Origin of the sequence: Bradyrhizobium sp. CCGB12 (assembly GCF_024199845.1) — a bacterium.
Classification (GTDB): Bacteria; Pseudomonadota; Alphaproteobacteria; order Rhizobiales; family Xanthobacteraceae; genus Bradyrhizobium.
The window spans coordinates 3,470,085-3,493,289 of sequence record NZ_JANADO010000001.1; the positions used below are offsets into that span (position 1 = coordinate 3,470,085).

25 protein-coding genes are annotated in these 23,205 nt (G+C 64.3%); 5 read left to right on the plus strand and 20 right to left on the minus strand.

What is annotated here, in order from left to right; all coding sequences use genetic code 11:
• Positions 1–37: 37 nt before the first annotated feature.
• The 4 genes from dctA to NLM27_RS16720 all read right to left on the minus strand — a co-directional run bounded on the left by dctA (position 38) and on the right by NLM27_RS16720 (position 3,965).
• Positions 38–1,339, minus strand: a complete 1,302-nt coding sequence (dctA, locus tag NLM27_RS16705; RefSeq protein WP_254144342.1) for a C4-dicarboxylate transporter DctA — start codon at positions 1,337–1,339, stop codon at positions 38–40.
• Positions 1,336–2,220: an amidohydrolase gene (locus tag NLM27_RS16710; RefSeq protein ID WP_254144343.1), complete on the minus strand. Its 885-nt coding sequence runs from the start codon at positions 2,218–2,220 to the stop codon at positions 1,336–1,338. Before NLM27_RS16710 ends, dctA begins: the two co-directional genes overlap by 4 nt.
• A complete protein-coding gene (locus NLM27_RS16715) occupies positions 2,220–3,179 on the minus strand; it encodes an amidohydrolase (RefSeq protein ID WP_254144344.1) in 960 nt (319 codons plus the stop codon). The genes NLM27_RS16710 and NLM27_RS16715 overlap by 1 nt, the downstream gene beginning before the upstream one ends.
• Before the next feature lie 75 nt (positions 3,180–3,254).
• Positions 3,255–3,965: a TetR/AcrR family transcriptional regulator gene (locus NLM27_RS16720; protein WP_254144345.1), complete on the minus strand. Its 711-nt coding sequence runs from the start codon at positions 3,963–3,965 to the stop codon at positions 3,255–3,257.
• 115 nt (positions 3,966–4,080) lie between these two features.
• Between NLM27_RS16720 and NLM27_RS16725 the strand changes: the two genes are divergently transcribed.
• The gene (locus tag NLM27_RS16725; protein WP_254144346.1) at positions 4,081–5,061 is read left to right on the plus strand and encodes a tripartite tricarboxylate transporter substrate binding protein; all 981 of its coding nucleotides are present in this window, start codon (positions 4,081–4,083) and stop codon (positions 5,059–5,061) included.
• A gap of 10 nt (positions 5,062–5,071) precedes the next feature.
• Positions 5,072–5,872, plus strand: a complete 801-nt coding sequence (locus NLM27_RS16730) for an ABC transporter substrate-binding protein (RefSeq protein WP_254144347.1) — start codon at positions 5,072–5,074, stop codon at positions 5,870–5,872.
• Positions 5,873–5,875: 3 nt separating this feature from the next.
• Here the strand turns inward: NLM27_RS16730 and NLM27_RS16735 are convergent, their stop codons facing one another.
• Positions 5,876–6,175: a DUF2218 domain-containing protein gene (locus NLM27_RS16735; RefSeq protein WP_254144348.1), complete on the minus strand. Its 300-nt coding sequence runs from the start codon at positions 6,173–6,175 to the stop codon at positions 5,876–5,878.
• Between the two features lie 110 nt (positions 6,176–6,285).
• Positions 6,286–7,428, minus strand: coding sequence for a mechanosensitive ion channel family protein (locus tag NLM27_RS16740; protein ID WP_254144349.1), 1,143 nt, complete (start codon positions 7,426–7,428; stop codon positions 6,286–6,288).
• A 126-nt stretch (positions 7,429–7,554) separates the two neighbouring features.
• Here NLM27_RS16740 and NLM27_RS16745 point away from each other — a divergent pair, with 126 nt between their 5' ends.
• A complete protein-coding gene (locus NLM27_RS16745) occupies positions 7,555–8,799 on the plus strand; it encodes a DUF763 domain-containing protein (protein ID WP_254144350.1) in 1,245 nt (414 codons plus the stop codon).
• Between the two features lie 34 nt (positions 8,800–8,833).
• Here the strand turns inward: NLM27_RS16745 and NLM27_RS16750 are convergent, their stop codons facing one another.
• The 5 genes from NLM27_RS16750 to NLM27_RS16770 all read right to left on the minus strand — a co-directional run bounded on the left by NLM27_RS16750 (position 8,834) and on the right by NLM27_RS16770 (position 12,057).
• Complete coding sequence (locus tag NLM27_RS16750) at positions 8,834–9,076, minus strand: hypothetical protein (RefSeq protein WP_254144351.1); 243 nt, start codon at positions 9,074–9,076, stop codon at positions 8,834–8,836.
• A 90-nt stretch (positions 9,077–9,166) separates the two neighbouring features.
• Complete coding sequence (locus NLM27_RS16755; protein WP_254144352.1) at positions 9,167–9,352, minus strand: hypothetical protein; 186 nt, start codon at positions 9,350–9,352, stop codon at positions 9,167–9,169.
• Between the two features lie 145 nt (positions 9,353–9,497).
• The gene (locus NLM27_RS16760; RefSeq protein WP_254144353.1) at positions 9,498–10,769 is read right to left on the minus strand and encodes a cytochrome P450; all 1,272 of its coding nucleotides are present in this window, start codon (positions 10,767–10,769) and stop codon (positions 9,498–9,500) included.
• 98 nt (positions 10,770–10,867) lie between these two features.
• Entirely contained in the window at positions 10,868–11,188 is a 321-nt protein-coding gene (locus tag NLM27_RS16765; protein WP_254144354.1) for a hypothetical protein, read from the minus strand.
• Between the two features lie 95 nt (positions 11,189–11,283).
• Positions 11,284–12,057 (minus strand): ferredoxin--NADP reductase, encoded by a 774-nt coding sequence (locus NLM27_RS16770; RefSeq protein WP_254144355.1) that lies wholly within the window; start codon positions 12,055–12,057, stop codon positions 11,284–11,286.
• Positions 12,058–12,213: 156 nt separating this feature from the next.
• On the opposite strand from NLM27_RS16770, the gene NLM27_RS16775 reads away from it, so the two are divergent.
• Positions 12,214–13,410, plus strand: coding sequence for an amidohydrolase family protein (locus tag NLM27_RS16775; protein WP_254144356.1), 1,197 nt, complete (start codon positions 12,214–12,216; stop codon positions 13,408–13,410).
• Positions 13,411–13,535: 125 nt separating this feature from the next.
• Positions 13,536–14,225, plus strand: coding sequence for a hypothetical protein (locus tag NLM27_RS16780; protein ID WP_254144357.1), 690 nt, complete (start codon positions 13,536–13,538; stop codon positions 14,223–14,225).
• Positions 14,226–14,229: 4 nt separating this feature from the next.
• Here the strand turns inward: NLM27_RS16780 and NLM27_RS16785 are convergent, their stop codons facing one another.
• From NLM27_RS16785 to NLM27_RS16825, 9 genes are all read right to left on the minus strand, one after another.
• Positions 14,230–14,619, minus strand: a complete 390-nt coding sequence (locus tag NLM27_RS16785; protein WP_254144358.1) for a hypothetical protein — start codon at positions 14,617–14,619, stop codon at positions 14,230–14,232.
• Positions 14,620–14,662: 43 nt separating this feature from the next.
• Positions 14,663–15,118: a MarR family winged helix-turn-helix transcriptional regulator gene (locus NLM27_RS16790; RefSeq protein ID WP_254144359.1), complete on the minus strand. Its 456-nt coding sequence runs from the start codon at positions 15,116–15,118 to the stop codon at positions 14,663–14,665.
• A gap of 24 nt (positions 15,119–15,142) precedes the next feature.
• Positions 15,143–15,847 (minus strand): ABC transporter ATP-binding protein, encoded by a 705-nt coding sequence (locus NLM27_RS16795; RefSeq protein ID WP_254144360.1) that lies wholly within the window; start codon positions 15,845–15,847, stop codon positions 15,143–15,145.
• Entirely contained in the window at positions 15,844–16,635 is a 792-nt protein-coding gene (locus NLM27_RS16800; RefSeq protein WP_254144361.1) for an ABC transporter ATP-binding protein, read from the minus strand. The genes NLM27_RS16795 and NLM27_RS16800 overlap by 4 nt, the downstream gene beginning before the upstream one ends.
• Positions 16,632–18,521, minus strand: coding sequence for an ABC transporter permease (locus NLM27_RS16805; protein ID WP_254144362.1), 1,890 nt, complete (start codon positions 18,519–18,521; stop codon positions 16,632–16,634). Before NLM27_RS16805 ends, NLM27_RS16800 begins: the two co-directional genes overlap by 4 nt.
• 201 nt (positions 18,522–18,722) lie before the next feature.
• Complete coding sequence (locus tag NLM27_RS16810) at positions 18,723–19,925, minus strand: ABC transporter substrate-binding protein (RefSeq protein ID WP_254144363.1); 1,203 nt, start codon at positions 19,923–19,925, stop codon at positions 18,723–18,725.
• An 81-nt stretch (positions 19,926–20,006) separates the two neighbouring features.
• On the minus strand, positions 20,007–20,591 hold the full coding sequence (locus NLM27_RS16815) for an amino acid synthesis family protein (protein WP_254144364.1): 585 nt from the start codon (positions 20,589–20,591) through the stop codon (positions 20,007–20,009).
• Between the two features lie 27 nt (positions 20,592–20,618).
• Positions 20,619–21,515 carry a UPF0280 family protein gene (locus NLM27_RS16820; RefSeq protein ID WP_254144365.1) on the minus strand — a complete coding sequence of 299 codons (897 nt, stop codon included), beginning with the start codon at positions 21,513–21,515 and terminating at the stop codon, positions 20,619–20,621.
• On the minus strand, positions 21,512–22,969 hold the full coding sequence (locus NLM27_RS16825) for a 6-hydroxynicotinate reductase (RefSeq protein ID WP_254148846.1): 1,458 nt from the start codon (positions 22,967–22,969) through the stop codon (positions 21,512–21,514). Before NLM27_RS16825 ends, NLM27_RS16820 begins: the two co-directional genes overlap by 4 nt.
• Between the last annotated feature and the right edge of the window lie 236 nt (positions 22,970–23,205).

Sequence of the window (23,205 nt, forward strand, 5' to 3'; positions counted from 1 at the left end):
ATCATAGGCCGCCTGCCTCATGCAGGCCGCCAATTCGTCAGGCCGCACTGGTCACGGGGTCCTTGCCATCCAGCACGCGCCGCAAGCGCTCATCGTCGAGCGCGCCTTCCCATTTGGCAATCGCGATCGTCGCAACCGCGTTCCCGATCAGATTGGTCGGCGTCAGCCCCTGCGACATCAGGCGATGGATGCCGAGCACCAGCGCAACGCTCGTCACCGGAATGGTACCGGTGGCCGACAACGTCGCCGCCAGCACGACGAAAGCCGCGCCCGCAATTCCCGCCGCACCCTTGGACGTCACAAGCAGAATCAGGAGCAATTCGATCTGCTCGGCAAGCCCGAACGGCGTGTTGGTCGCCTGCGCGAGGAACACCGAGGCGGCGGCGAGATACAGACATGTGCCGTCGAGATTGAAGGAGTAGCCGGTCGGAATCACGAGGCCAACCACGCTCTTCTCGCAGCCGGCCTTCTCCAGCTTGGTCAGCATCCGCGGCAGCACGGTCTCCGACGATGTCGTGGCGATGCAGATCAGCAGCTCTTCCCAGATGTAGCGGATCAGTTTCACCAGCGAGAAGCCGCAGAGCCGCGCGACGGGGCCGAGTGCGACGATGATGAAGACGACGCAGGTCAGGTAGAAGCCGCCGAGCAGCTTGCCGAGTGAGGCCAGCGAGCCGACGCCGAACTTGCCGACCGTGAACGCGATGGCCCCGAACGCACCGATCGGCGCCGCCCACATCACGAAACCGACGACGGCGAACACCATTTTTGCGGCGATATCGATCAGATGGACCAGGGGAGCCGCCCGTTCGCCGAGCTGCACCAGCGCGAAGCCGCACAGCACTGAAATGAACAGCACCTGGAGGATATTGCCTTCGGCAAAGGCGCCGATGAAGGTCGCGGGCACGATATTGAGGAGAAACGGCACGAAGCCGATCGCACCGGTCTGCTTGACGTAAGGCTCGATCGCACTGGCATTGATGCTGGCGGGATCAATGTTCATGCCGACGCCGGGCCTGAGCAGGTTGACCGCGATGAGACCGATGATCAGCGCGATCGTGGTCATGATCTCGAAATAGACGATCGCCTTCACAGCGACGCGCCCGACGCGTGCCATGTCGGCCATATGCGCAATGCCATGCACGACGGTACAGAAGATGATCGGCGCGATCAGCATCCGGATCGCCTTGATGAAGGCATCGCCCAGCGGCTGCATCTTGGCGCCCGCCTCAGGGTTGACGATCCCAAGCGCGATGCCGGCCGCCATGGCGATGAGCACCTGGATCCAGAGCTCCTTCCACCAGGTGCGGCCGCGCGGCTTGTCGATCGCGAGCGACGTCATTGGTCGAACTCGAACAGGCGCGCGGGATTGTCGACGAGGATCTTCTGCTGAAGCTCCGGCTCCGGCGCAAACAGCGAGATCAGATCGACGAGATCGCCATCGTTCGGCATCACCTTGACGTTAGGATGCGGCCAGTCCGTGCCCCAGATGACGCGGTCGGGCGCGGTCTCCAAGATCTTTCGCGCGAACGGCACTGCGTCGGTGAACGGCGGCCCAGCGGATGAGACGCGCTCCGAGCCGCAGATCTTGACCCAGCATTTCTCGTCGCGCTGCATCAGCTCGATCAAAATCCTGAACGGAAGCTGGTCGAGCCCCTCGGACGCCTTCACCCGCCCCATATGGTCGATGGTGTAGCTCAGCGGCAGCTTCGCCAGCATATCGGCATATTCAGGCAGGTCGATCGCATCGAAATGCAAATCGATGTGCCAGCCGAGCGGCGCGACCATGGCAATGACGCGATCGAACACGCCCTTGTCAGGGACACCGCCGAGATGGCGGACGAAGTTGAAGCGGCAGCCGCGGAAACCGCCCTCGTGCAGCGAGCGAAGGCCGCGTTCGCTGATGGTGTCGGCGATATTGGCGACCGCGCGGTAGGCGCCATTGCTCTGCGCGATGGCATCCAGTGCCACCGTATTGTCGGTGCCGTGCACGCTGGCATTGACGATGACGGCCCGCTCCACGCCAAGCTTGGCATGAAGCTTACGGAAATCCTCCAGCGGCGCATCCGGCGGTGTGTAGGAGCGGTCCGGCGCGTAAGGGTATTTCGCGCCGGGCCCAAAGATGTGGCAGTGCGCGTCACACGACAGCTTCGGCAGCTTGAATTTCGGCGTGCGCGTGTTCGGATCGGGCGGCGGGATGGTCGGCGTGTACATCATATTCATCAGGTGAACTTGAACAGTCGTGCCGGATTGTCGACCAGCAGCTTTTGCCGGGCCTTCTCATCAGGCGCATAGAGGGGTATCAGGTCAACGATCTCGCCGTCATTCGGCATGATCTTGACGTTGGGATGTGGCCAGTCGGTGCCCCACAGCACGCGATCCGGTGCGTTTTTGATCAGCGCCCTGGCGAACGGCGCCGCGTCGTGGAACGGCTTGCCGGCGCCGGACGCGCGCTCGAGGCCGGTGATCTTGACCCAACATTTCTCGTCCTTCTTCTGGAGGTCGAGCAGCGCGGTGAAGCCGGGATCGTCGAGGCCTTTGCCGGCCTGCACCGTGCCCATGTGATCGATCACGTAAGGCGTCGGCAGCGCGGAGAGGATGGGCGCAAACTCGGCAATCGTGCCAGGCTCGAAATAGACGTCGATATGCCAGCCGAGCTCGGCGACGCGATGTACGACGCGCTGGAATTTCCCCATGTCGCCGACGCCGCCGAGGCGCTTGAGGAAGGCGAAACGGCAGCCGCAGATGCCGGCCTTGTCGAGCGCCGCCAGCTCCTTCTCGCTCATCTCGTCACTGACGTTGGCGATGCCCTTGTAGGCGCCTTCGCTCTGGGCGATGGCGTCGGTGACGACGCGATTGTCGTTGCCGTGAACGGTGGCGTTGACGATGACGCAGCGCTCGACGCCGATCTTTTCATGGACGCTGCGGAACGCCTCCAGCGGAGCATCAGCCGTGTTGTAGGGCCGCTTTTCCGCAAAGGGGTAACGGGACGCCGGCCCGAAGATGTGGGTATGACTGTCGCAGGATTTCGCCGGCAGCTTGAATGACGGCGTCTTGGGACTCGGATCCGGCGGGGCGATCGTGGAGATCGCCTTCGGCTCAGCACCTTGCGCGCATGCTTCGCTTGCAAGCGTAACGCCGGCTAGTCCGGTCAAGAGATGCAAGCACTGCCGCCTGTTCATGTCCTCAACACCCCGTCACATGGTCCGTTTGCGAGCCGAAGCGCGGTACCGCGCCTCCAACTCGGGCGGCTTCTTTCAAGTCTTGCTGCTGACGATCGGCCGCCGCCGCGCCGGCGCGGCTTGATCCAGCGCGGGCGCCTGGAACGCGGCGACCGTGGCCTGCACCAGTTGCTCGATGGCATTGGCGGCGTCGCCGCCATCGGCCTCACCGCGCGACAGCCGCGACACGCGCTCCGGCGTCACCAGCGAATAATAGAGCGCGCCGAGCAGGAAGTGACTGCGCCAGACGATGTCGGTGCGCGGGATGTGCGGCAGGCTCTCATGGATCGCGTCGATGAAGGCATGGCTGGTGTCGTCAAAGGTCTGCGCGATGATTTTTCGCGCGACCTCGTTGCCTTCAGCCGACATCACGGCGCGCAGCCGCGTGAAGCGCGCCCCGCCGCCGGCGAGATCGCTGCCCGAGGTGAAGGCCGGCACCACATAGGCCCGCACCACTGCCTCCAGCCGGTCCTGGAGATCGCGCACGCGCCTGGCGGCGGCGAGCAGTTCGGAGCGACGCAAATTCATCGGCCCGCAATGGCGCCGGTAAATCTCCAGCAGCAAGCCGTCCTTGGTCTTGAAATGATAGGTCACACTGCCGGGATTGGCGCCGGCGGCTTGTGCGATGTCGCGCACCGAGACGGCATTGAAGCCGTTGGTGGCGAACAGCTCCTCGGCCGCGGCGAGGATCGCCTCGCGCATGTTCGGCTTGCGGGCCGATTCCTTGCTGGTGGACTTGCGTACCATGTGATTTGTACTATCGTACAAAAGATCAGGTCTCGTCAACAAAAACCATGGGCGGCGCCCCTGATGGCTTCGAGACCGCCGTACGCGCGCAAACGCCTTCAAGGAGTGCTGGGAAATGCTGGGTTTGAACAAAAAGATCGGCAGCTTGATGTTGGGTGCCGGTCTGCTGCTGGCGGCTGGTGCCGCGCGGGCTGCCGACACTTATCCGAGCAAGCCGGTCCACATTCTGGTGCCCTATGCCGCCGGCGGTGCGGTCGACGTACTCGCGCGCACGCTCGGCCAAGCTCTGGCGAAGACCTGGGGCCAGCAGCCGGTGGTCGACAACCGCCCCGGCGCCGGCGGCATCGTCGCCTCGCAGGCGCTGACACAGGCCGCGCCCGACGGCTACACGCTGATCCTGGTCGCGAGCGGCCATCCGCTCAACCAGTTCATCTATCCTAGCGTGCCCTACGACACCTTCAAGGATTTCACCGCCATCACCGAGGTCGCCTCCTCGCCGCTCGCGATCGTCGTGGCCAAGGACAGTCCCTATAAGACCCTTGGCGATCTCCTCGCCGCCGCCAAGAAGGAGCCGGACAAGCTCTCCTACGGCATGTCCGGCAACGGCACCTCGGCGCATCTGGCCGGCGAGCTGCTCAAATACATGTCCGGCACCAAGATCGTGGCAATCCCCTACAAGGGCGGTGCGCCAGCGCTGACGGCCGTGATCGCAGGCGAGATCCCGCTCAGCATCAATCCGCTTGCTGAGGCGATCGGCCAGCTTGAGGGCGGCCCGGTGCGCGCGCTTGCGGTGACCTCGGCCGAGCGCTCAAACGCCCTGCCTGACGTCCCGACCGTCGCCGAGTCAGGCGTATCAGGCTACGACGTCTCGGTATGGTGGGGCGTGCTCGGCCCGGCCAAAATGCCGCCGGAGATCGTGGCCAAGCTCGAGACCGATCTGAAGGCCGCACTGCAAGACTCGAACGTGCTATCGACGCTCGGCAAGATCGGCGCCACCCCGGTCGGCTCCTCCGCCAAGGGCTTTGACGCCTATATGCGCGCCGAAGCGGCCAAATGGGAGCCGGTGCTGAAGGCCGCCAACATCCGCGCGCAGTGAGGCTCGCCTCGTGAGCACCTTTTCAAGGCGCCTTGCGCGCTCCGCCCTGCTCGCATTTGCAGTCGTCGCTTCGCTTGACGCGCCCGCGCGTGCCGACGGCGAAGCAAAGCTCCTGGCGCCGAGCGGCGCATTGCGCGTCGGCATCTATCCGGGCAGCCCCACCTCGATGGTGACTGATGCCGCCGGCAAGCCGCACGGCCTCGCCTACGATCTCGGCGGCGAACTGGCAAAGCGGCTAGGCGTCGGTGTCGACTATGTCAGGTTCCAGCGCGTCGCCGACATCGTCACGGCAATCCACAACGGCCAAGTCGATTTCACCGTCACCAATGCGACGCCGGCCCGCGCCAGCGAAGTCAGCTTCAGCCAGCCGGTGCTGGCGATCGAACTCGGCTATCTCGTTGCCGCGAACTCGCCGATCGGCAAGGTGGAGGACATCGACAAATCAGGCGTGAAGATCGGCGTCACCAAGGGCTCGACCTCCGAGCGTACGCTTCCAGCGAAGTTCAAGAACGCGACCATTGTTCCCGCCGAAAGCGTCAAGGTGGCCGTCGCCATGTTCGGACGTGGCGAGATCGACCTCTACGCCACCAACAAGCCAACCTTGTTCGAGATGTCAGACCAGATGCCGGGCGCCAGAATTCTCGATGGCAATTGGGGGCTCGAGCACATGGCAATTGCGATCCCCAGAGGGCGCGAGGATGCGCTCGCCCTGCTCAACCGGTTCGTGACGGAGGAGCAGTCGTCCGGCGCGCTCGACACGATCCAGCAACAGGCGGGCCTGCGCGGTGCGACCAAGGCCAGCCGCGAGTAGGTCTCAATTGGCCGCCTGCTCCGCTGTCCGCCAGACGATTTTTGGCGGATCGCGGAAGGCAAATCGAACGAGATGCCGTTCGACGACGCCTTCGACCTGCACCAGCAGGTCCGCGTTCTCGGCCTCCGCCTTCAGGGTGATCTTGTCGCCCACGGCTTCCAGCCGGCACGTCCCCATCGAAAACGGTATCATGCCTTGCTCCGGCGTAAACTCCACCGCGAGCTTGTGAGCGAAATGCTTGCAGAGCTGCTGCAAGTAGATGCTCGCCCGCTCGGTGGTGATCTCTGCCACTGAATGATTCATGATGATGCTCTTCAGGCGCTAAAACTCATCCCGTCCCATAGAGCGCGGGTCGCTGCGGAACAAGCCGTCTGCCGCTAACGATGCCGTGAGCGCCAAAACCATTCGCCGCATCAATTGCGGGCGCTCGCCCGCACCTTCTCCGGTGCGGTCGAATGCAGGAATTCGGTGTCGTCGCCCCCGCCCTGGGGGATCAAAATCGCGCGCTCGCGCGGCAGGGCTTCCGGCATCTCGTCGCGGATGAAGGCAATCAGCTTCTCTCGCATCTCGCAGCGCAGGTCCCAGGATTGCGGCGCATTCCGCGCGCTGACCAGCGCACGAAGTTCGATGGTGCGCGAATCCGCATCGATCACCTGGAGATTGACCACCGCACCGTCCCAAAGCTTGGATTCCTTCACCGCACCCTCCAGCCAGCGCCGGATGCGCGGCACGTCGGCGCGGTAGTCGACATGCAGCGCGATCACGCCGATGAGTGATGCGGTGTCGCGCGTCCAGTTCTGGAACGGCTTTTCGATGAAGTAGGAAAGCGGCACCACCATGCGGCGCCAGTCCCACAGCCGGATCACGACGTAGGTCGCGGCGATGTCCTCAACCCAGCCCCATTCGTTCTCGATGATGACGGCATCCTCGATCCGGATCGGCTGGGTGATGGCGATCTGCAAGCCGGCGATCAGGTTGCTCAGCAGCGGCCGCGCGGCGAGACCGACGATGATACCGGCGGCGCCGGCGGAGGCGAACAGGCTGACGCCGTATTGCCGGACCGAGTCGAATGTCATCAGCGCGGTCGAGACCGTGATGATCACGATGATGATGTCGGTCACGCGCTTGAACACGCGGACTTGGGTGACGTGCTTGCGCGCGACGAAGTTCTCGGTGACGTCGCGAAAGTTCTGGAGGTAGCGCGCCGCGCTCATGTCGACGATCCGGATCGAGATCCAGCCGATCAGCGCGATGAAGGCGACGACGAAGAGGCTGGTCAACGGCGTGCGGAACGCGTCGCTTAGCGGCGCCAGCGGCAGCACCAGCGCGACGGCGGCGAGACATAGTGCGAGCTGCGCCGGGCCGGACGTGCGTTCGATAAAGACGCTTAGGAGCGGAAGCCGGGTTCCGAAGGCGCGGTTGAGCAACCAGACCGCGAGCCGATAGAACGAGAGCGCGAGCAGGATCGCCCCCACGACCAGGGCGAGACCGATGAACCATGACGGTATCCATCCGAACATCCTGTCGATGTCGGCCATGACGGCCTGCCAATTCATTGAAGTCCCCGCATTTCCATTCACGTCCTCGCTCAACGCGTTCGCGTCAGCTTCGCTCCCACGTCCTGTGCAATGCAGCATTCCCCTGATGCAACCGTCGTCGAACTGCGCTAGTTTGAGGCACTCATGACTCGTCGTACCGGCAGCGCCGATCTTCCTCTCCACACCGGGCGGGTTCCGCCATGGCTGGCGAGCCGCATGGCCTCGCTTGGCGCGATCGTCACGCAGGCAATCGTGCATCATTACGGCCGCGATGCGTTTCTGCAGCGACTGTCGCATCCGTTCTGGTTCCAGTCGTTCGGCGCCGTGATGGGAATGGACTGGCACTCCTCGGGAATCACCACCTCGGTGATCGGCGCGCTGAAGCGTGGGCTCGGACCGCTCCAGGACGAGCTCGGCATCTATGTCTGCGGCGGGCGCGGCCAGCATTCGCGCAAGACGCCGGACGAGCTGCTCCAGCTCGGTGACCGCGTCGGCTTCGACGGCGCAAGACTGACGCGCGCCAGCCGTCTGGTGGCAAAGGTCGACAGCGCGGCGGTCCAAGACGGCTTCGACCTCTATCTCCACGGCTTCTTCGTCACCGCCGACGGCAAATGGACGGTGGTGCAGCAGGGCATGAACGGCGACAAGCGGCAGGCCCGCCGCTATCACTGGCATTCCGAAGCGCTGAAGAGCTTTGTCGATACGCCGCACAGTGCGATCGACGGGCCGCAGCAGGGCGAGATCGTCAACCTCACCGACCATCGCGCCGATGTCTCGCGCACCGCGCAGCTCGAGCTCCTCACCGATCTCGGCCCCGATCGCATCGTCTCCGAGTTCGAGCGTCTCACCGGGACCGAGCCGGCGCAGGCGATGCTGCCGCATCTGATCATGCCCGCTCATCATGACGTACGTCCGAAGGACGTGTTCGCACGGCGCCTGCACGGCACGCTGGCTGCCGCAGCCGAGCGGGGTCCGGTCGATTTCCCGGAACTGCTGCTGACGCCCGGTGTCGGCGCGCGCACCGTGCGCTCGCTGGCGATGGTCGCCGAGGTCGTGCATGGCGCGCCCTATCGCTTCAACGATCCCGCACGCTTCTCGCTCGCACATGGCGGCAAGGACCGGCACCCCTACCCCGTTCCGATCAAGGTCTATGACGAGACCATCCGCGTGCTCAAGGGCGCGATTCAGAACGCAAAGCTCGGGCGCGAAGAAGAGATGCTGGCGATCAAACGGCTGGACGATCAGGCGCGGCGGCTGGAGCGGACTGCGCGAGGGCCCTCGGTGGAGGCCTACGTCGCCGGCGAGCGCGCCGCCTCGCCCGATCTCGACGGCCGCTCCGTGTTCGGCTGGGAGCGCGACCTCGCGCCGACGAAAAAGCGGACCGGCTGAACTCCGGTCCGCGAGGTAGTCGGGAGGAACTCTCTCAGGTCTCGTCGGCCTCCGGCTTCTCGTCGAGCCGGTTGGCCGCATGATCCTGATATTGTTCTGTCTGGATGGACTTGCCATCCATGCCGCGAATGTCCGAATGCTGCTTCTTGTCGCGGTTGGAGAGCACCATGTTGTCTCCAATCTTGTCCTTGGGGATGTCGGCCATGGCGCCGGTGCCATCGCCCTTGCCGTGCATGCCCGATCTGAAATGCGTCTTGCTGCCGCGCCCAGCTGGCATCGGTTTCTCCTCTTGCAGTAAGCTTTTGAAGACTTCGTGCGTCTATTGCGCCGGTGTCGGTTTCGGCCGCTTGTGGCCGCTCTACCCTCCTCAGCGATCCTGCTGATGACCTTGATTGGTCGTGTTCTGCTTGATGTTGCCCTGCTGTCCCTGCTGGTCCGGATTTTGCGCACGTTGCTGGCCGTGCGGAGCGTCGTCCGCGGGCACTTGTTTGCGGTCGCCGGTTCCTTTCTTGCTCTGGTTCTCGGCCGGAACAGGCGGCATCTTGCCGGTCATGATGCTGTCTCCTGTCAAGGTATCGATCTCAGACATGGAGGCGGGAACTCACCGCCGTTTCCGATGTCCTGATGACAACAACAGCAGCGGCACGCCGTTCCTGACTGATCACATTCAGCGAAGATGTTTCGAAAGAGCGTCCGTCTCAGCTCGCCGCTGCCTGGGGACGATCCATCACCGATCCGCTGGACGCCGTTGCCTGTGTTCCGCGGCGGTCCGCCATAACGGGAAGCTCCGCGATGGCGCGCAGCCCAGGCCGCTTGCGCCAGTGAATTCGGGACGCGTCCACGGCCAGACCGAGTTTCGGCCATCGCACGAACAGCGCTTCCAGCGCGCAGGCCGCCTCGATGCGCGCCAGTTGATGGCCGAGGCAGAAGTGAATTCCCGTTCCGAAGGAAACGTGTCGGTTAGGTTTGCGTTCGAGACCGAGAGTCTCGGGACGATCGTGCACCGAGGGATCCATGTTCGCCGCGGCGAGCATCACCATCACGCGATCGCCCTTCTTCAGGCGGATACCCTCGACCTCGACGTCCCGCCGCACATAGCGCGGCTTGGAGAACTGCACGGGCGAGACGAAGCGCAGGAACTCCTCGACGGCGAGGCCGACGCGGCTCCAGTCCTCTTCGAGCCAATCGCGCAACCCAGGATTCCTGAGCAGTTCGTAAGCCGAACCGCTGATGAGGTGAGTGGTGGTCTCCGATCCAGCCGCGAGCAGCAGAAAGACCATCGAGACCATTTCGTCGGGCGTGATCTGACCGCCCTCGCGCTCGACCTGGACCAGCTCCGCAATCAGGCCCTCGCCGCCCCGTTCGCGCGCGATCTGCAGCTGCCCTTCGAGGTAGGCACGCATCTTGCGGAACGCGAACAGCAGGCGGAAGAAGCTGACGACATTGGTCAGCGACGACATCGAGTTAGCCCAGGCAATGAACTTCGGACGGTCGGCCGGCGGCAGGCCCAGGAGCTCGGAGATCACCGCGAGCGGCAGGATACGCGCGTAGCGCTGGACGAGATCGGCCGGGTTTCCGCTCGCAAAGAGCTCGTCGGCGAGACCGTCGGCGATGGCGCGGATGCGCGGCTCCATCGCGACGATGGCGCGACGACGAAATGCCTCGTCCACGATGCTGCGCAGCCTGGTGTGATCCGGCTCGTCCATCGTCAGCATGTTGTTGGCGATGGTCCTGACGTATCTCGGCATCCACCAGCGCAGACCGGCGACGTCGCCATCCTCCTTTCGCAGCGTGAAGGTCGCGCCGTCCTTCAGGACCTGCGCGGTGGCGTCATGGGTCGTGGTGATCCAGACGTCGCCGACGAGAGGAAATCGCGTCGCGACAACGGGGCCGGACACGCGCAGCGTCGCAATCGCCTTGGGCGGATCGCGAAAGAAGGCCTCGCTGGTGAAATCGAGGCGCACTGTCATGGCATCACCGGACTGATTGCTGGCGTGTCACCCAGATGGTGCGCGGCGCGGCCGGTGCAAGAGGCACCTCCTACCCGTCGGCTGCAAACGGGATGCGTCTATCCGCGCCCCGGTGAACGCTGCCCCGTCTTGCGCTGCTGCGTGTAGGCGTCCCAATGGCTCCAGCTGCCATTGCTGAGGCTTTGCAGGTCGGTCGCGAGCGGTCGGCGCGTGCGCTTGTCGTGATCGGCGATCAGGCGCTCGGACTGCGTGATCTTGCGCTTGAGTTCCGCGATGGCCTTCTGGGTTTGACCGTTCCGCTTCGACGAGGCGATCTCGCCCATCGTGAAGCGCGCGGTCTCCAGCGCCTTCAACTCGGCGCGGTTCTTCTTCAACTGGACCCGGTGCCAGGCGATGTTGCTGTCGCTGTCCGCAACCATGTGGGAACTCCGCTGATTCGCTCCCACAGTTTATCAATTGCCGAATCGGCGCCGCAACGCCCAGCCGGGGGCAAAAATGCGGTCTTATTGCGGACTTAGCGTTCGGCGAACGCCTTTTCGACCACGAATTGGGCCGGCTCGCCGTGATTGCCCTCAATGAGGCCGCGCTCGGCCAGCAGCACGCGGGTGTCCGCGACCAGGGCGGGGCTGCCGCAGATCATGACGCGATCGTGGGCGGCTTCCAGCGCCGGCAGGCCGATATCGGCGAACAGCTTGCCTGAGGTGATGAGGTCGGTGATGCGGCCGCGATTGCGGAAGGGATCGCGAGTCACGGTCGGATAATAGATCAGTTGGTCCCGGATGTACTCACCGATCAATTCGTCCTTTGGCAGCGTCTCGGTGATCATCTCGCCATAGGCGAGTTCCTTCACGTGCCGGCAGCCGTGCAGCAGCACCACTTTCTCGAACCGCTCATAGGTCTCGGGGTCCTTGATCACGCTCAGGAACGGAGCGAGGCCGGTGCCGGTGCCGATGAGGTAGAGGTTGCGCCCCTCGTCCAGGTTGTCGATCACGAGCGTACCGGTGGCCTTGCGGCTGACGATGATCTCGTCGCCTTGCTTCAAATGCTGGAGGCGCGAGGTCAGCGGACCGTCCGGCACCTTGATCGAGAAGAATTCCAGCGTGTCCTCGTAATTGGCACTGGCGACGCTGTAGGCCCGCAGCAGCGGCTTCTCGCCGACCTTGAGCCCGATCATGGTGAACTCGCCGTTGCGGAAACGGAAGGTCGGGCTGCGGGTGGTCTTGAAGGAGAACAGCGTGTCGGTCCAGTGGTGGACGCTCAAAACGCTTTCCTGATTGAAATTGCTCATCACACCTTCCCTGTCGCTTCCAATGCGGTTCCGAGGCGGTCAGCTATGCGTCGTTTGTACACGATCATTCGTATACTAATGAATAATCCGGCTTGATCCCGCGGTCAAGGCTGCCCAAGATCGGAAGCGTTGCAGTTAGGAATAAGGAGCCATTCCATGGCGCATGACGCACCCCAGGCCACCGGACCCTCGAAGCTCGTGATCCGGAATATCGGCCTGATCCTGTCCGGCGCGATGGAAAAGCCGATCCTGGACGGCGACACCATCGTCGCCGAGAACGGCAAGATCACCGCGATCGGCCGCTACAAGGATCTCAACACGGACGACGCGACCACCATCGTCGAGGCCAACGGCACCACGGTGGCGCCGGGCCTGATCGACAGCCACGTCCACCCCGTCGCCGGCGACTGGACGCCGCGCCAGAACCAGATCGGCTGGATCGACAGCAACCTCCACGGCGGCGTCACCACGATGATTTCCGCCGGCGAAGTGCACATGCCCGGCCGTCCGCGCGACGTCGTCGGGCTCAAGGCCATGGCGATCTTTGCGCAGCGCGCATTCTGGAATTTGCGGCCCGGCGGCGTGAAGGTTCACGCCGGCGCGCCCGTGATCGAATGCGAGATGGTCGAGGAGGATTTCAAGGAGTTGGCCGCGGCCGGCGTCAAGCTGCTCGGCGAAGTCGGCCTTGGCGGTGTCAAGGACGGCCCCACCGCGCGAAAGATGGTCGGCTGGGCGCGCAAATACGGCATCCAAAGCACGATCCACACCGGCGGCCCCTCGATCCCCGGCTCCGGCCTGATCGACAAGGACGTGGTGCTGGAGGCCGACACCGACGTGGTCGGCCACATCAACGGCGGCCACACGGCGCTGCCCGACGATCAGATCCGCTGCATCTGCGAGGGCTGCAAGCGCGGCCTCGAGCTCGTGCACAACGGCAATGAGCGCTCGGCGCTGTTCACACTGCGTACCGCGCGCGAGATGGGCGACCTGCACCGGGTCATCCTCGGCACCGACGCGCCGGCCGGCTCCGGCGTGCAACCGCTCGGCATTTTGCGCATGGTTTCGATGCTGTCCTCGCTCGGCGAACTCCCGGCCGAGATCGCGTTTTGTCTGGCCACCGGCAACACGGCACGGATGCGGCAGCTCGACTGCGGCCTCATTGAAGTGGGCCGCTCCGCCGATTTCGTCATCATGGACAAGGCGCAGCATTCGCCGGGCAAAAACATCCTGGAGAGCGTGCAGCTCGGCGACCTCCCCGGCATCGGCATGACCATCATCGACGGCATCGTACGCACCCAGCGTAGCCGCAACACGCCGCCTGCCGGCAAGGTGCCGGAGGTGGTGGCGAAGTGACGCAGCCGGAGCGGCGCGCCGCTCCGCATCGTCTCTCCAAGGCGTTGAACAAATCGCAGGCCTGTTGCGTCTAACGCAGGCAGCCCTTGGCGGCCGCAGTTCACTGCTTGACCATCGGGAAAGACATGAAGAACTCGTCGCGAATAGCCGCCGGCGTTGCCGGGGCGGTGGCAGGCTATGTCGCGATCTTTGTGCTGTTTTCCCTCCTCGATTTCGGAAACCGGGCAGACCCGATCACATCGGGTCTGTTGGGACTCTTCGTCTACTCCCCCATCGGCGCGATCGGCGGCGCGGTGCTCGCCAGTTGGCTGGTGACGCGTTCAGGCAAGGATGCAGGCAATGGCAGCGTCGCGCGCACCAGCCTGAAGTCGCTGGGCGTGCTCGCCCTGCTCTGCGTCGCCGCCGTTGCCACCTACATTGTCTACGCCTATGCGACCGCCACGCCCTGGCTCAACCGGAACGGCAACAATCCCCTGCTCGTGTTCGAGGTTCGCTTTCCCGCGGGCGCAACGGTGCCGACATCTGCCCAAGGCATCACCATCGAATTGCAGACCGACCTCAACACCATGCCGGGCGAAGTGACCCCGGCCGCCTTCTATCGCGACGGCGACCAGCCTGTCATCGCAGGCGAGGTCGAGCTCGCGTTTCGAACCTCGCACCGGCAGCTCGCCGTCACCATCCCGGGCCAGCCGAGCCGGATCTACCCGATCGGACTATCGGCCTGGGCGCCGCATACGCCGGAGTTCGGAACGTGGCGACGGCTCGCTGACGGCAGCGAAATCCGCTACCGCGCCAAATGGCCGGGCAAGACATGAGCGATCAGCGCGACTTGGGTATCTCACAACGCACATAGGTCTGGCGCTTGGCACGCCCGACCGGGCCGTTATCCATCACCAGCTTGCCGTCCGCAGCGATGGATACCCGGGGATGAGAGCCGAATTTCTCGCCTTCGCCTTCGCAGGCGAGCCGCATTTTCCAGCCCAGCTTCCCATCTGCGGTGATCTCGCTGGCGCGGCACCGCGTCTCGTACCAATAAAGGCGATTGCCGCCCTCGATGCTCATGCGGTTGGCGCTGTCCTGATCGCGGCAATCCTTTCTGGTCGCGGCCCAGAAGCCTTCATAGGGCTGCGCGGCCAACGCAGGCGCACACTGGCCCGCGAGCGCCGCACCAAAACTCAAAGCCACCACAAATCGCGTCGCAGCTCTCATGCCGGTAGACCTCGACAAAGCCTTCATCGAGGTTAGTCGCCGGTCACCGCAGCTTGTTCAACAGCGCCATCAGCAGTTCGCGCTCTTTCGCATCGAGCGGCGCCAGCGTCTCGCGGGTGATCGCAAGCGCGTTTGGCGCCAGCTTCTCGGCAAGCTGCTGACCGGCGCGCGTCAGGCTGACCAGCAAGCGTCGCCCGTCCTCGGGATCCTGGCTGGTCTCCGTCAGACCACGCGCCGTCAGGCGGTCGATCACGCCCTTGATGGTCGCAACGTCCATCGCGGTGAGACGCCCGAGCTGGTTCTGCGAGCACGGCCCGGTCTCGGCGAGCTTCGACAGCGCCGCCCATTGCGTCGGCGTGAGGTTGGTCCCGATGTCGCGCGAGAAGATCGAGCTGTGGCGCTGCCAGACCTGGCGCAGGATGAAGCCGACCTGCTCGTCGAGCACGTAAGGCGGTTTTGCCGGTTTGACGCTCTTCTTCGCCGTGACGCTTCTCGCCATCCGTTCGCAGCCCTTCCCCTTGCCTCACAACGACAGATGCGCGTCGCGGATATCCGGACGCGCGTCGAGCTCGGCCATGGTGCCGCCGAAGCAGATGCGGCCGCGCTCGATGATGTAGGCGCGATCCGAGATCAGCCGCGCGAAGTGCAAATTCTGCTCGGAGACGACGATGCTGACGCCCTCCTTCTTCATGGTCAGGATGGCGTCGACCATCTGCTCCACGATCTTCGGCGACAGGCCCTCCGAGGGCTCGTCCAGCAGCACCAGCGACGGATTGCCCATCAGCGTGCGCGCGATGGTCAGCATCTGCTGCTCGCCGCCGCTCATGCGGCCGCCCGGACGGTTTTTCATCTCACCCAGATTTGGAAACAGCGTGAACAGCTTTTCGCGCGTCCAATGCGGCGCGTTGGGACGCTTGGGTTGACGGCCGACTTCGAGATTCTCCTCGACGGTCAGATCGGTGAAGATGCGCCGCTCCTCCGGCACATAGCCAAGCCCGTCGCGCACGATTTCATGTGTCGGGCGCGCCGAGACATCCTTGCCCTCGAACATGATACGGCCGGTTCGCTGCGCGACGAGGCCGACGATCGACCGGAACGTCGTCGACTTGCCGGCGCCGTTACGGCCCAGAAGCGCGACGACCTCGCCCTCGGCGACCTCGAAGCCGATGTCGAACAGGATGTGCGCCGGGCCGTAATGACTGTTGAGGTCTTGCACCGTGAGCTTCATGCCGATGCTCCCTCGCGATGCTCGGCATCGTATAGCAGGCCCTCGCCGAGATAGACGGCCTGCACTTGCGGATTGGCGCGCACCTCGGCCGGCGAGCCCTCGGCGATCAGCGTGCCGCGGTTGAGCACGATGATGCGGTCGGCATGTTCGAACACTACATCCATGTCGTGCTCGGTGAAGAGCACGCCGATCGACTTTTCCCGCGCGATTTGAGCGGTCAGCCGCATCAGATCGACGCGATCGCGCGGCGCCATTCCGGCAGTCGGCTCGTCCATCAAGAGCAGCTTGGGCTGGTTGGCGAGCGCGACCGCAAGCTCGAGCCGCTTGAGGTCGCCATAGGCGAGCTCGCCGCAGGGCCGATCCGCGTAACCGCTCATGCCGACCAGTTCGAGCAGACGACCGGCCTCGCCGCGGTCGAACTTCGGCGCCGAGCCGAACAGATTGAACAGCTGCTTCCCGTGCGAGATCAGCGCGACCTGCACGTTCTCGCGCACGGTCATGGTGGCGAAGGTTGCAGTGATCTGAAACGTACGCCCGACCCCGAGCCGCCAGACCTCGCGCGGCTTCCTGCCTGTGATCTCTTCGCCGAGCAGGCGGACGTGCCCGGAGTCTGGCTTGTTCTGGCCGTTGAGCATGTCGAAGCAGGTGCTCTTGCCGGCACCGTTCGGGCCGATCAGCGCCAGGATCTCGCCGGCGCGCAGCGAGAACGAGACGCCGCGCACGGCATGGATGCCGCCATAGGATTTGGTCAAGCCTTCGACCGCGAGAAGTTCGGGTGCGACGCTCATTCGGCAGACTCGATCGACTTGGCAAGCAAAGGAGATCCCGGCGGCGATGACTTCCTGCGGCGCTGCGCGAGCATCTCGAGCATGCCGACGATGCCCTTGGGGAAGACGACGACGATCAGCATGATGAAGCCGCCGAGCACGAGCTTCGACAGGTCGGTCTGGCTCACCAGCCAGATGTTCAGCGCCTTGTAGACGATGGCGCCGATCACCGCGCCCGACACCGTCTCGACGCCGCCGAGCAGCACCATGACCAACGCATCGACCGACAGCGAGATGCTGAGATTGTCAGGGAACACGCTGCCCTTGAGGTAGGCGAACAGCGCCCCGCCGATGCCCGCAGTCGTGCCCGCGATCACGAAGGCTGTCCATTGGATGCGCTTGGCATCGATGCCGATCGCTTCGCTGCGCAGGAGCGAGTCGCGCGTGGCACGGAGCGCGTAGCCGAATGGCGAGAACACCATGGCTCGCAGCGCGATGGTCACCAGTGCCGCGACGCCGAGCGCAAGCCAGTAGAAGTTCGACGGGCTCGCCGCCCATTTTTCCGGCCAGACGCCCAAAATGCCGTTGTCGCCACCGGTGACGCTTACCCATTGGAACGCGATCGACCACACGATCTGCGCGAAGGCGAGCGTCAGCATTGCAAAATAGACGCCGGAGAGCTGCACGGCGAAGAAGCCGAACACGGCCGCGCCCATGCAGCCGAGCAGCGGACCGAGCAGCAGGCACACGATCATCGGCAGCCCCGCCATTTTGGCGAGGAAGGCCACACCGTACGCGCCGAGGCCGAAATAGGCGGCGTGACCGAAGGATGCGAGCCCGCCGACCGACATCAGGAAGTGCAGGCTGACGGCGAAGATCACGAAGATCGCGATCTCCGAGCCGACGGTGAGCAGATAATTGCCGGCGAACAGCGGCAGGGTCGCTGCGACGACGAGCGCCGCAAGCGCGGCCAGCCGTTCGTTCGACGTCAGCGGCCGCCAGGGATTGACGGTGAGACCCGGCGTCTTGCGCGCGGCCGCCTCCGGCTTGCCGAACAGGCCCCAGGGTCGCACGATCAGCACCACCGCCATCACCAGGAAGACCAGGATGATGGAAATCTTCGGGAAGATCAGAATGCCGAAGGCATTGAGCTCGGAGACCAGCACCGCCGCAACGAAGGCACCGACGATGCTGCCGAGACCACCGATCACGACGACGACGAAAACTTCCACGATGATGCGCAAGTCCATGGCGTGGTGCACGGCATCGCGCGGAATCTGAAGCGCACCGCCGAGGGCGGCGAGGAAGACACCAACCGCAAACACGCTCGTGAACAGCCATTTTTGATTGACGCCGAGCGCCGCGACCATGTCGCGGTCCTGCGTCGCCGCGCGAACCAGCACGCCCCAGCGCGTGCGCTGGAACAGCAGCCAGAGGATGCCGAGCACGACTGGGCCAAGCACGATCAAGAACAGGTCGTAGCTCGGGATGTTCTGGCCGAAGAAATCGATCGCGCCCTTGAAGCCGGGCGCACGCCGGCCGACGAGATCATCGGGCCCCCAGATCAACACGACGAGATCCTCGACCATCAAGGTCAGGCCGAAGGTCGCGAGCAGCTGGAACAATTCGGGCGCATGATAAATACGCCGAAGCAGCACCATCTCGACGATCACACCGATCAGCGCCACCACCAGCGCGGCCAGCACGATCCCGCCCCAGAAGCCGAACGCCCCCGAAAAGCGTTCCGTGAGCGTGAAGGCGATGTAGGCGCCGATCATGTAGAAGGCGCCGTGCGCGAAATTCACGATCCGCGTCACGCCGAAGATGATCGACAGGCCCGAGGCCACCAGAAACAGCGACGCTGCGCTGGCGAGACCGGTCAGAAACTGTACGACGTAAAAGGCCATCGGCGGTCCGGGTTAGTGTTGCGTGGCTTGGCACGCTGGGTCTCGGTTCACCTCTCCCCGCTTGCGGGGAGAGGTCGAATTGCGCATCGCGCAATTCGGGTGAGGGGGAGTCTCCGCGGAGGCTCTCTGTCACCTCCCTCGCGGAGGCTCCCCCTCACCCCAACCCTCTCCCCGCAAGCGGGGCGAGGGAGAAGGAAGACATCAGTCCTTCGGACGCAGCTTCTCGACCTCGGCGTCGCTCGGCAAATAGTCCGAACCTTTCTTGTAGGTCGAATCCACCATCACGCCCTTGCCGTCCTTCAGCGCGGTTTTGCCGACATAGGCACCCAGCGTCGACTGATGGTCGATCTTGCGGAAGGTGATCTCGCCAAACGGCGACGGCAACGAGAGCCCCTCCGCCGCGGTGATCAGCTTCTCCGGATCGGTCGAGCCGGCCTTCGCCAGGATCGCGGCCGCCGACTTGATGGTCTGGTAGCCGACGATCGAGCCGAGGCGCGGATAGTCGTTGTACTTGGCCTGGTAGGCCTTCAGGAACGCATCATGCTCGGGCGTCTTGATCGAGTACCAGGGATAGCCGGTGACGATCCAGCCCTCCGGCGTCTCGTCCTTGAGCGGGTCGAGATATTCGGGCTCGCCGGTCAGGAACGAGACAACCTCGCGCCCCTTGAAAAGGCCGCGGGTGTTGCCTTCGCGCACCAGTTTGACGAGATCGGCGCCGAAGGTGACGTTGAGGATCGCTTCCGGATTGGCGGCGGCAACCGCCTGCACCACCGGGCCCGCGTCGATCTTGCCTTGCGGCGGCCACTGCTCGTCGACCCACTGGATATCAGGGCGCTTCTCCGACATCAGCTTCTTGAACACCGACACGGCCGACTGGCCGTATTCGTAGTTCGGCGCGATCGTCGCCCAGCGTTTTGCGGGCAGCTTGCTGGCGGCTTCCACCAGCATCGCCGCCTGCATGTAGTTGGAGGGACGCAGGCGGAAGGTGTATTTGTTGCCCTTGGACCAGGTGATGGCGTCCGTCAGCGGCTCGGCCGCAAGGAAGAACACTTTCTTCTGGTTGGCGAAGTCGCTGACGGCAAGGCCGATGTTCGACAGGAACGTGCCCGCGAGCATCGCAACGCCCTCGCTCGACACCAGCTCATTGGCCGCGGTCTGTGCATCCGCCGGCTTGCCGCCGTCATCCTTGGAGATGACGACGAGCTTCTTGCCGTTGATGCCGCCGGCCGCATTGACCTCCTCAACCGCGAGCTGCCATCCCTTGCGATAGGGCTCGGTGAAGGCCGGCAGCAGCGAATAGCTGTTGATCTCGCCAATCTTGATATCCTGCGCCAGGGCCGAATGAGCCATGCCGCCGGCCAGAAGCGCGAAGGCCGCGCCGACAAAAACGTTTCTTGCTCGCATCCCAACCTCCAGTTTTGAACTTCTATATCTTGCGCACATGATTTGATCGGAGAACCCGTGCCCGGCTCTCCGGATCACGTCTTATCTCAAACCGTCCTCGCCCTTGATCTCCGCAACCGTGAGCCCACCGACGCGCGGCAGCGGACGGCCGCTGTCGGTGACGGCGACCGCGACCATGATCTCGTTGGCACGCGGTGCGTCGTTGATCTGTACCTCCATGCCGTCGAAATGGCTGCGTACGAAGGCTGCGTCCTTGTGCCCCAGTGGGATGTCCAGCGTCGTGCCCGGACCGCTGCGCTTCTTCGACGACGGGATCAGTGCTGCGCCCTTGCTCAGGACCTTGCGCACCGGTGCACCCATCTTGGGGTGCAGGATCGCAGCAGCATGTTCCAGCTCCCCGTTCTCGCCGACTGCTGCGGCCTTGCCGTAGCTCTGGGCCTCGGAACCATCGATGCCGAGCGCAGCGACCGCGCGCTTCGACAGCAGTTCGCCAAGTTCCTCGCCGATCGCGATGAGCGGCGAGAGGTCCTCGACATATTTCCCTGCAAAGGGATTTTCGATCACGGCGATCGCCGCCGCGCGCCGGGTCGGCGGCGAGACCTGGCGGCCCATCTCCATCTGCGTCTCTTCAACGACGGTGACGATCTTGCGGATGATCGCGCTCATGTTTGCTTCCCCTGGACTCTTCCCTGTTCAGGCATGAACCGCGTTCTCCAGCACAAGCGGGCGCGCTTCTTGCCGTTCAATATCTTTTGGTCCGATGACAAGCATATCACCACAAAGCTGCAACACGGCCCCCTCGATCAATCCGCGCTCGAATAATTGCCGTGCACATTCCGCGCCAGATTCGAGGGCGGCTGCGATCTCGTTGCGGGACAGCTGGCCGACATCACGGGTGACGAGGCGTGGACCGAGATCACTGTCGGGCTGAAGCTCGTCGGCAGCGCACCGGATGATGGCGGGATGGCCGGGCAGATCGACTGCGTTGGCAATGATGGTGGCCGCCGCATCGGCCTGCGATGCCGTCGCCGCCAGCACCGTCACCGCGTCGGCGATGCCGAGGGAAAAACTGCGACCGTGACGCCCGCTCGTCGCGACGCCGCGAACGGGATCACCCGCATCGACCGTCATCGTCCGCATGACGCCGGCGCGATCGGGCCGGTCCATCAGACCGACCGAAAAATGCTCACCCCTGCCAAGATGAAGCGCGATGTCGCCGCCATTGTTGACATAGGCCCGATCGAGCGCCGCGGCGTCCAGCATCGCGCCGAGAATTTCCTCCGCAACGCTGCCGGCGACGGCGGCCATGGGCGTGACGAAGCAATCGGCGGCATAGGGCGCGACCGCGGTATGCATCCGCAGCGCGACCACGCCCTTCAGCGAAGTCCGCACCTCAGCGGCCGTCCGCAGCTCCGGCAATTCCGCGCAGAGCTCGTCGAGGAGCCCGGTGAACCGCCGCGCCGCAGCCTTATGGGCCGCGCGCACCTCGCTCGCGTCTCCCCTCGCCTCCACGATCAGATCAATCGGACCATCCTGCAAATGCAGCCGCCGGCCATCAGACAGCAATGCGATTTGCGGGAGCCTTGTCATGCCCGCCGTCCCGGAATCGGGTTCTGCCAAGGCAGCTGCCGAACATCGTCGCCGTTCTGCACTTCGGAGAGTGGCTTCACATAGTCCATGTGGCCGCCGAGCGCGGCATAGTCGGACAGCTTCATCGTGAACTCGATGGGCGCGACCAGCGCCGGCGTCGGTACATAGCCGAACGCGCCTGAAGGCATCTGCGTGACGTCCACCATGTAGGTGATGCCGCCGCCGGGCCAGACATAGACCGGGGCGCCGCCGCTGGTGACGCGCGTCAGCGCGTCCTTCACCGAACGCGTCAGCCTCACCGGGTTGTCGGTGACGCCCGCGCGCAAGGACCCGCCGGCGCCGGCCATGAACAGCACCGTGCACAGCGCCGGTTCGCAATTCTCCTGGATGCGCTCGACCGAGAATTTCAGGTCGGCAGGCATCTCGGTCTCGACCGGCTTCAAGGCCTCATCGAGCACGTAATAGGACGAATGCTCGCCGGTGGTTGAGACCATCAGCATGGTCAGACCGGGCATTGCTTCCTTGGCATCGAACGGCCCAAGGATCGCCAGCGGATCGGAGATGTTGGTGCCGCCCCAGCCGGTGCCGGGATCGGCGACCTGGAAATAGCGGCCGGGCGTCGAGCGCCGGCCCTTCATCTTGATGCCGGTGTCGGCGATGTCGAGCAGCTTGCCGGCTTGGTGCTCGCTGAGCACGCCGGTGATGTGATCGTCGACGACGACGACCTCGTCGACCTTGCCGTGCCATTGCTTGGCGAACATGCCGATCGTCGCCGAGCCGCAGCCTACGCGCATGCGCTCTTCCCTGACGCCGTTGACGATCGGCGGCTGGCCGGCCTGCACCACCACGCTCGCGCCGCCGTCGATGGTGAGCTCGACCGCCTTGCAATTGGCGAGGTCCATCAGCGTATCGCAGGTGACGCGGCCTTCCTTCTTGGAGCCGCCGGTCAGATGATGCACGCCGCCGAGCGATAGCATCTGCGAACCATACTCGCTGGTGGTGACGTGGCCGATCGCCTCGCCCTGCGCGCGAACCGTCGCGGTCTCCGGACCGAGATAGCGGTCGGTGTCGATCTTCACCTTGATGCCGCAATAGGAGAAGATGCCTTCGGTGACGACAGTCACCATGTCGACGCCATCGACTTCAGCGGAGACGATGAACGGCGCCGGCTTGTAGTCGGGATAGGTCGTGCCCGCGCCGATCGCGGTGACGAAGGTCGAAGGCTCGTGGACGATCTTGCCGTCCCAGTCTTCCGTGCGGCTGAACGGAACGAGCTTGCCGCCATGCGAGACGGTGCGCTCGAGGATCACGTGCGGATCGACGCGAACGAGCTTGCCGTCGTGATTGGCGTAGCGGTCGCAGGCGCCCGCCGCGCCCGGCTTGATGTAGCACATCACCGGACAGGCATCGCAACGGATCTTGTCGATGGCTGCGCTCGTTGTTTCCATCACCATGTCAGAGCCGGCGGACACCGCGGTTATCATTCGTATACGAACGATGTTGCGCGCGGTCCCGATGACTGTCAAGCGGCGGTGCGGCGCAAAAGATGCGGCTGCCGCATAAAACCTCATTTGCGCATCCGCTCTGTCCACAAAGGAGGCAGTCGCGCTGCAGTGCGGCATGCACGGCTTGCACGTTTGTGTACAAACGGTATCGTCGCAAGATAGATTTTGCAGCACTTGGCCGCGGG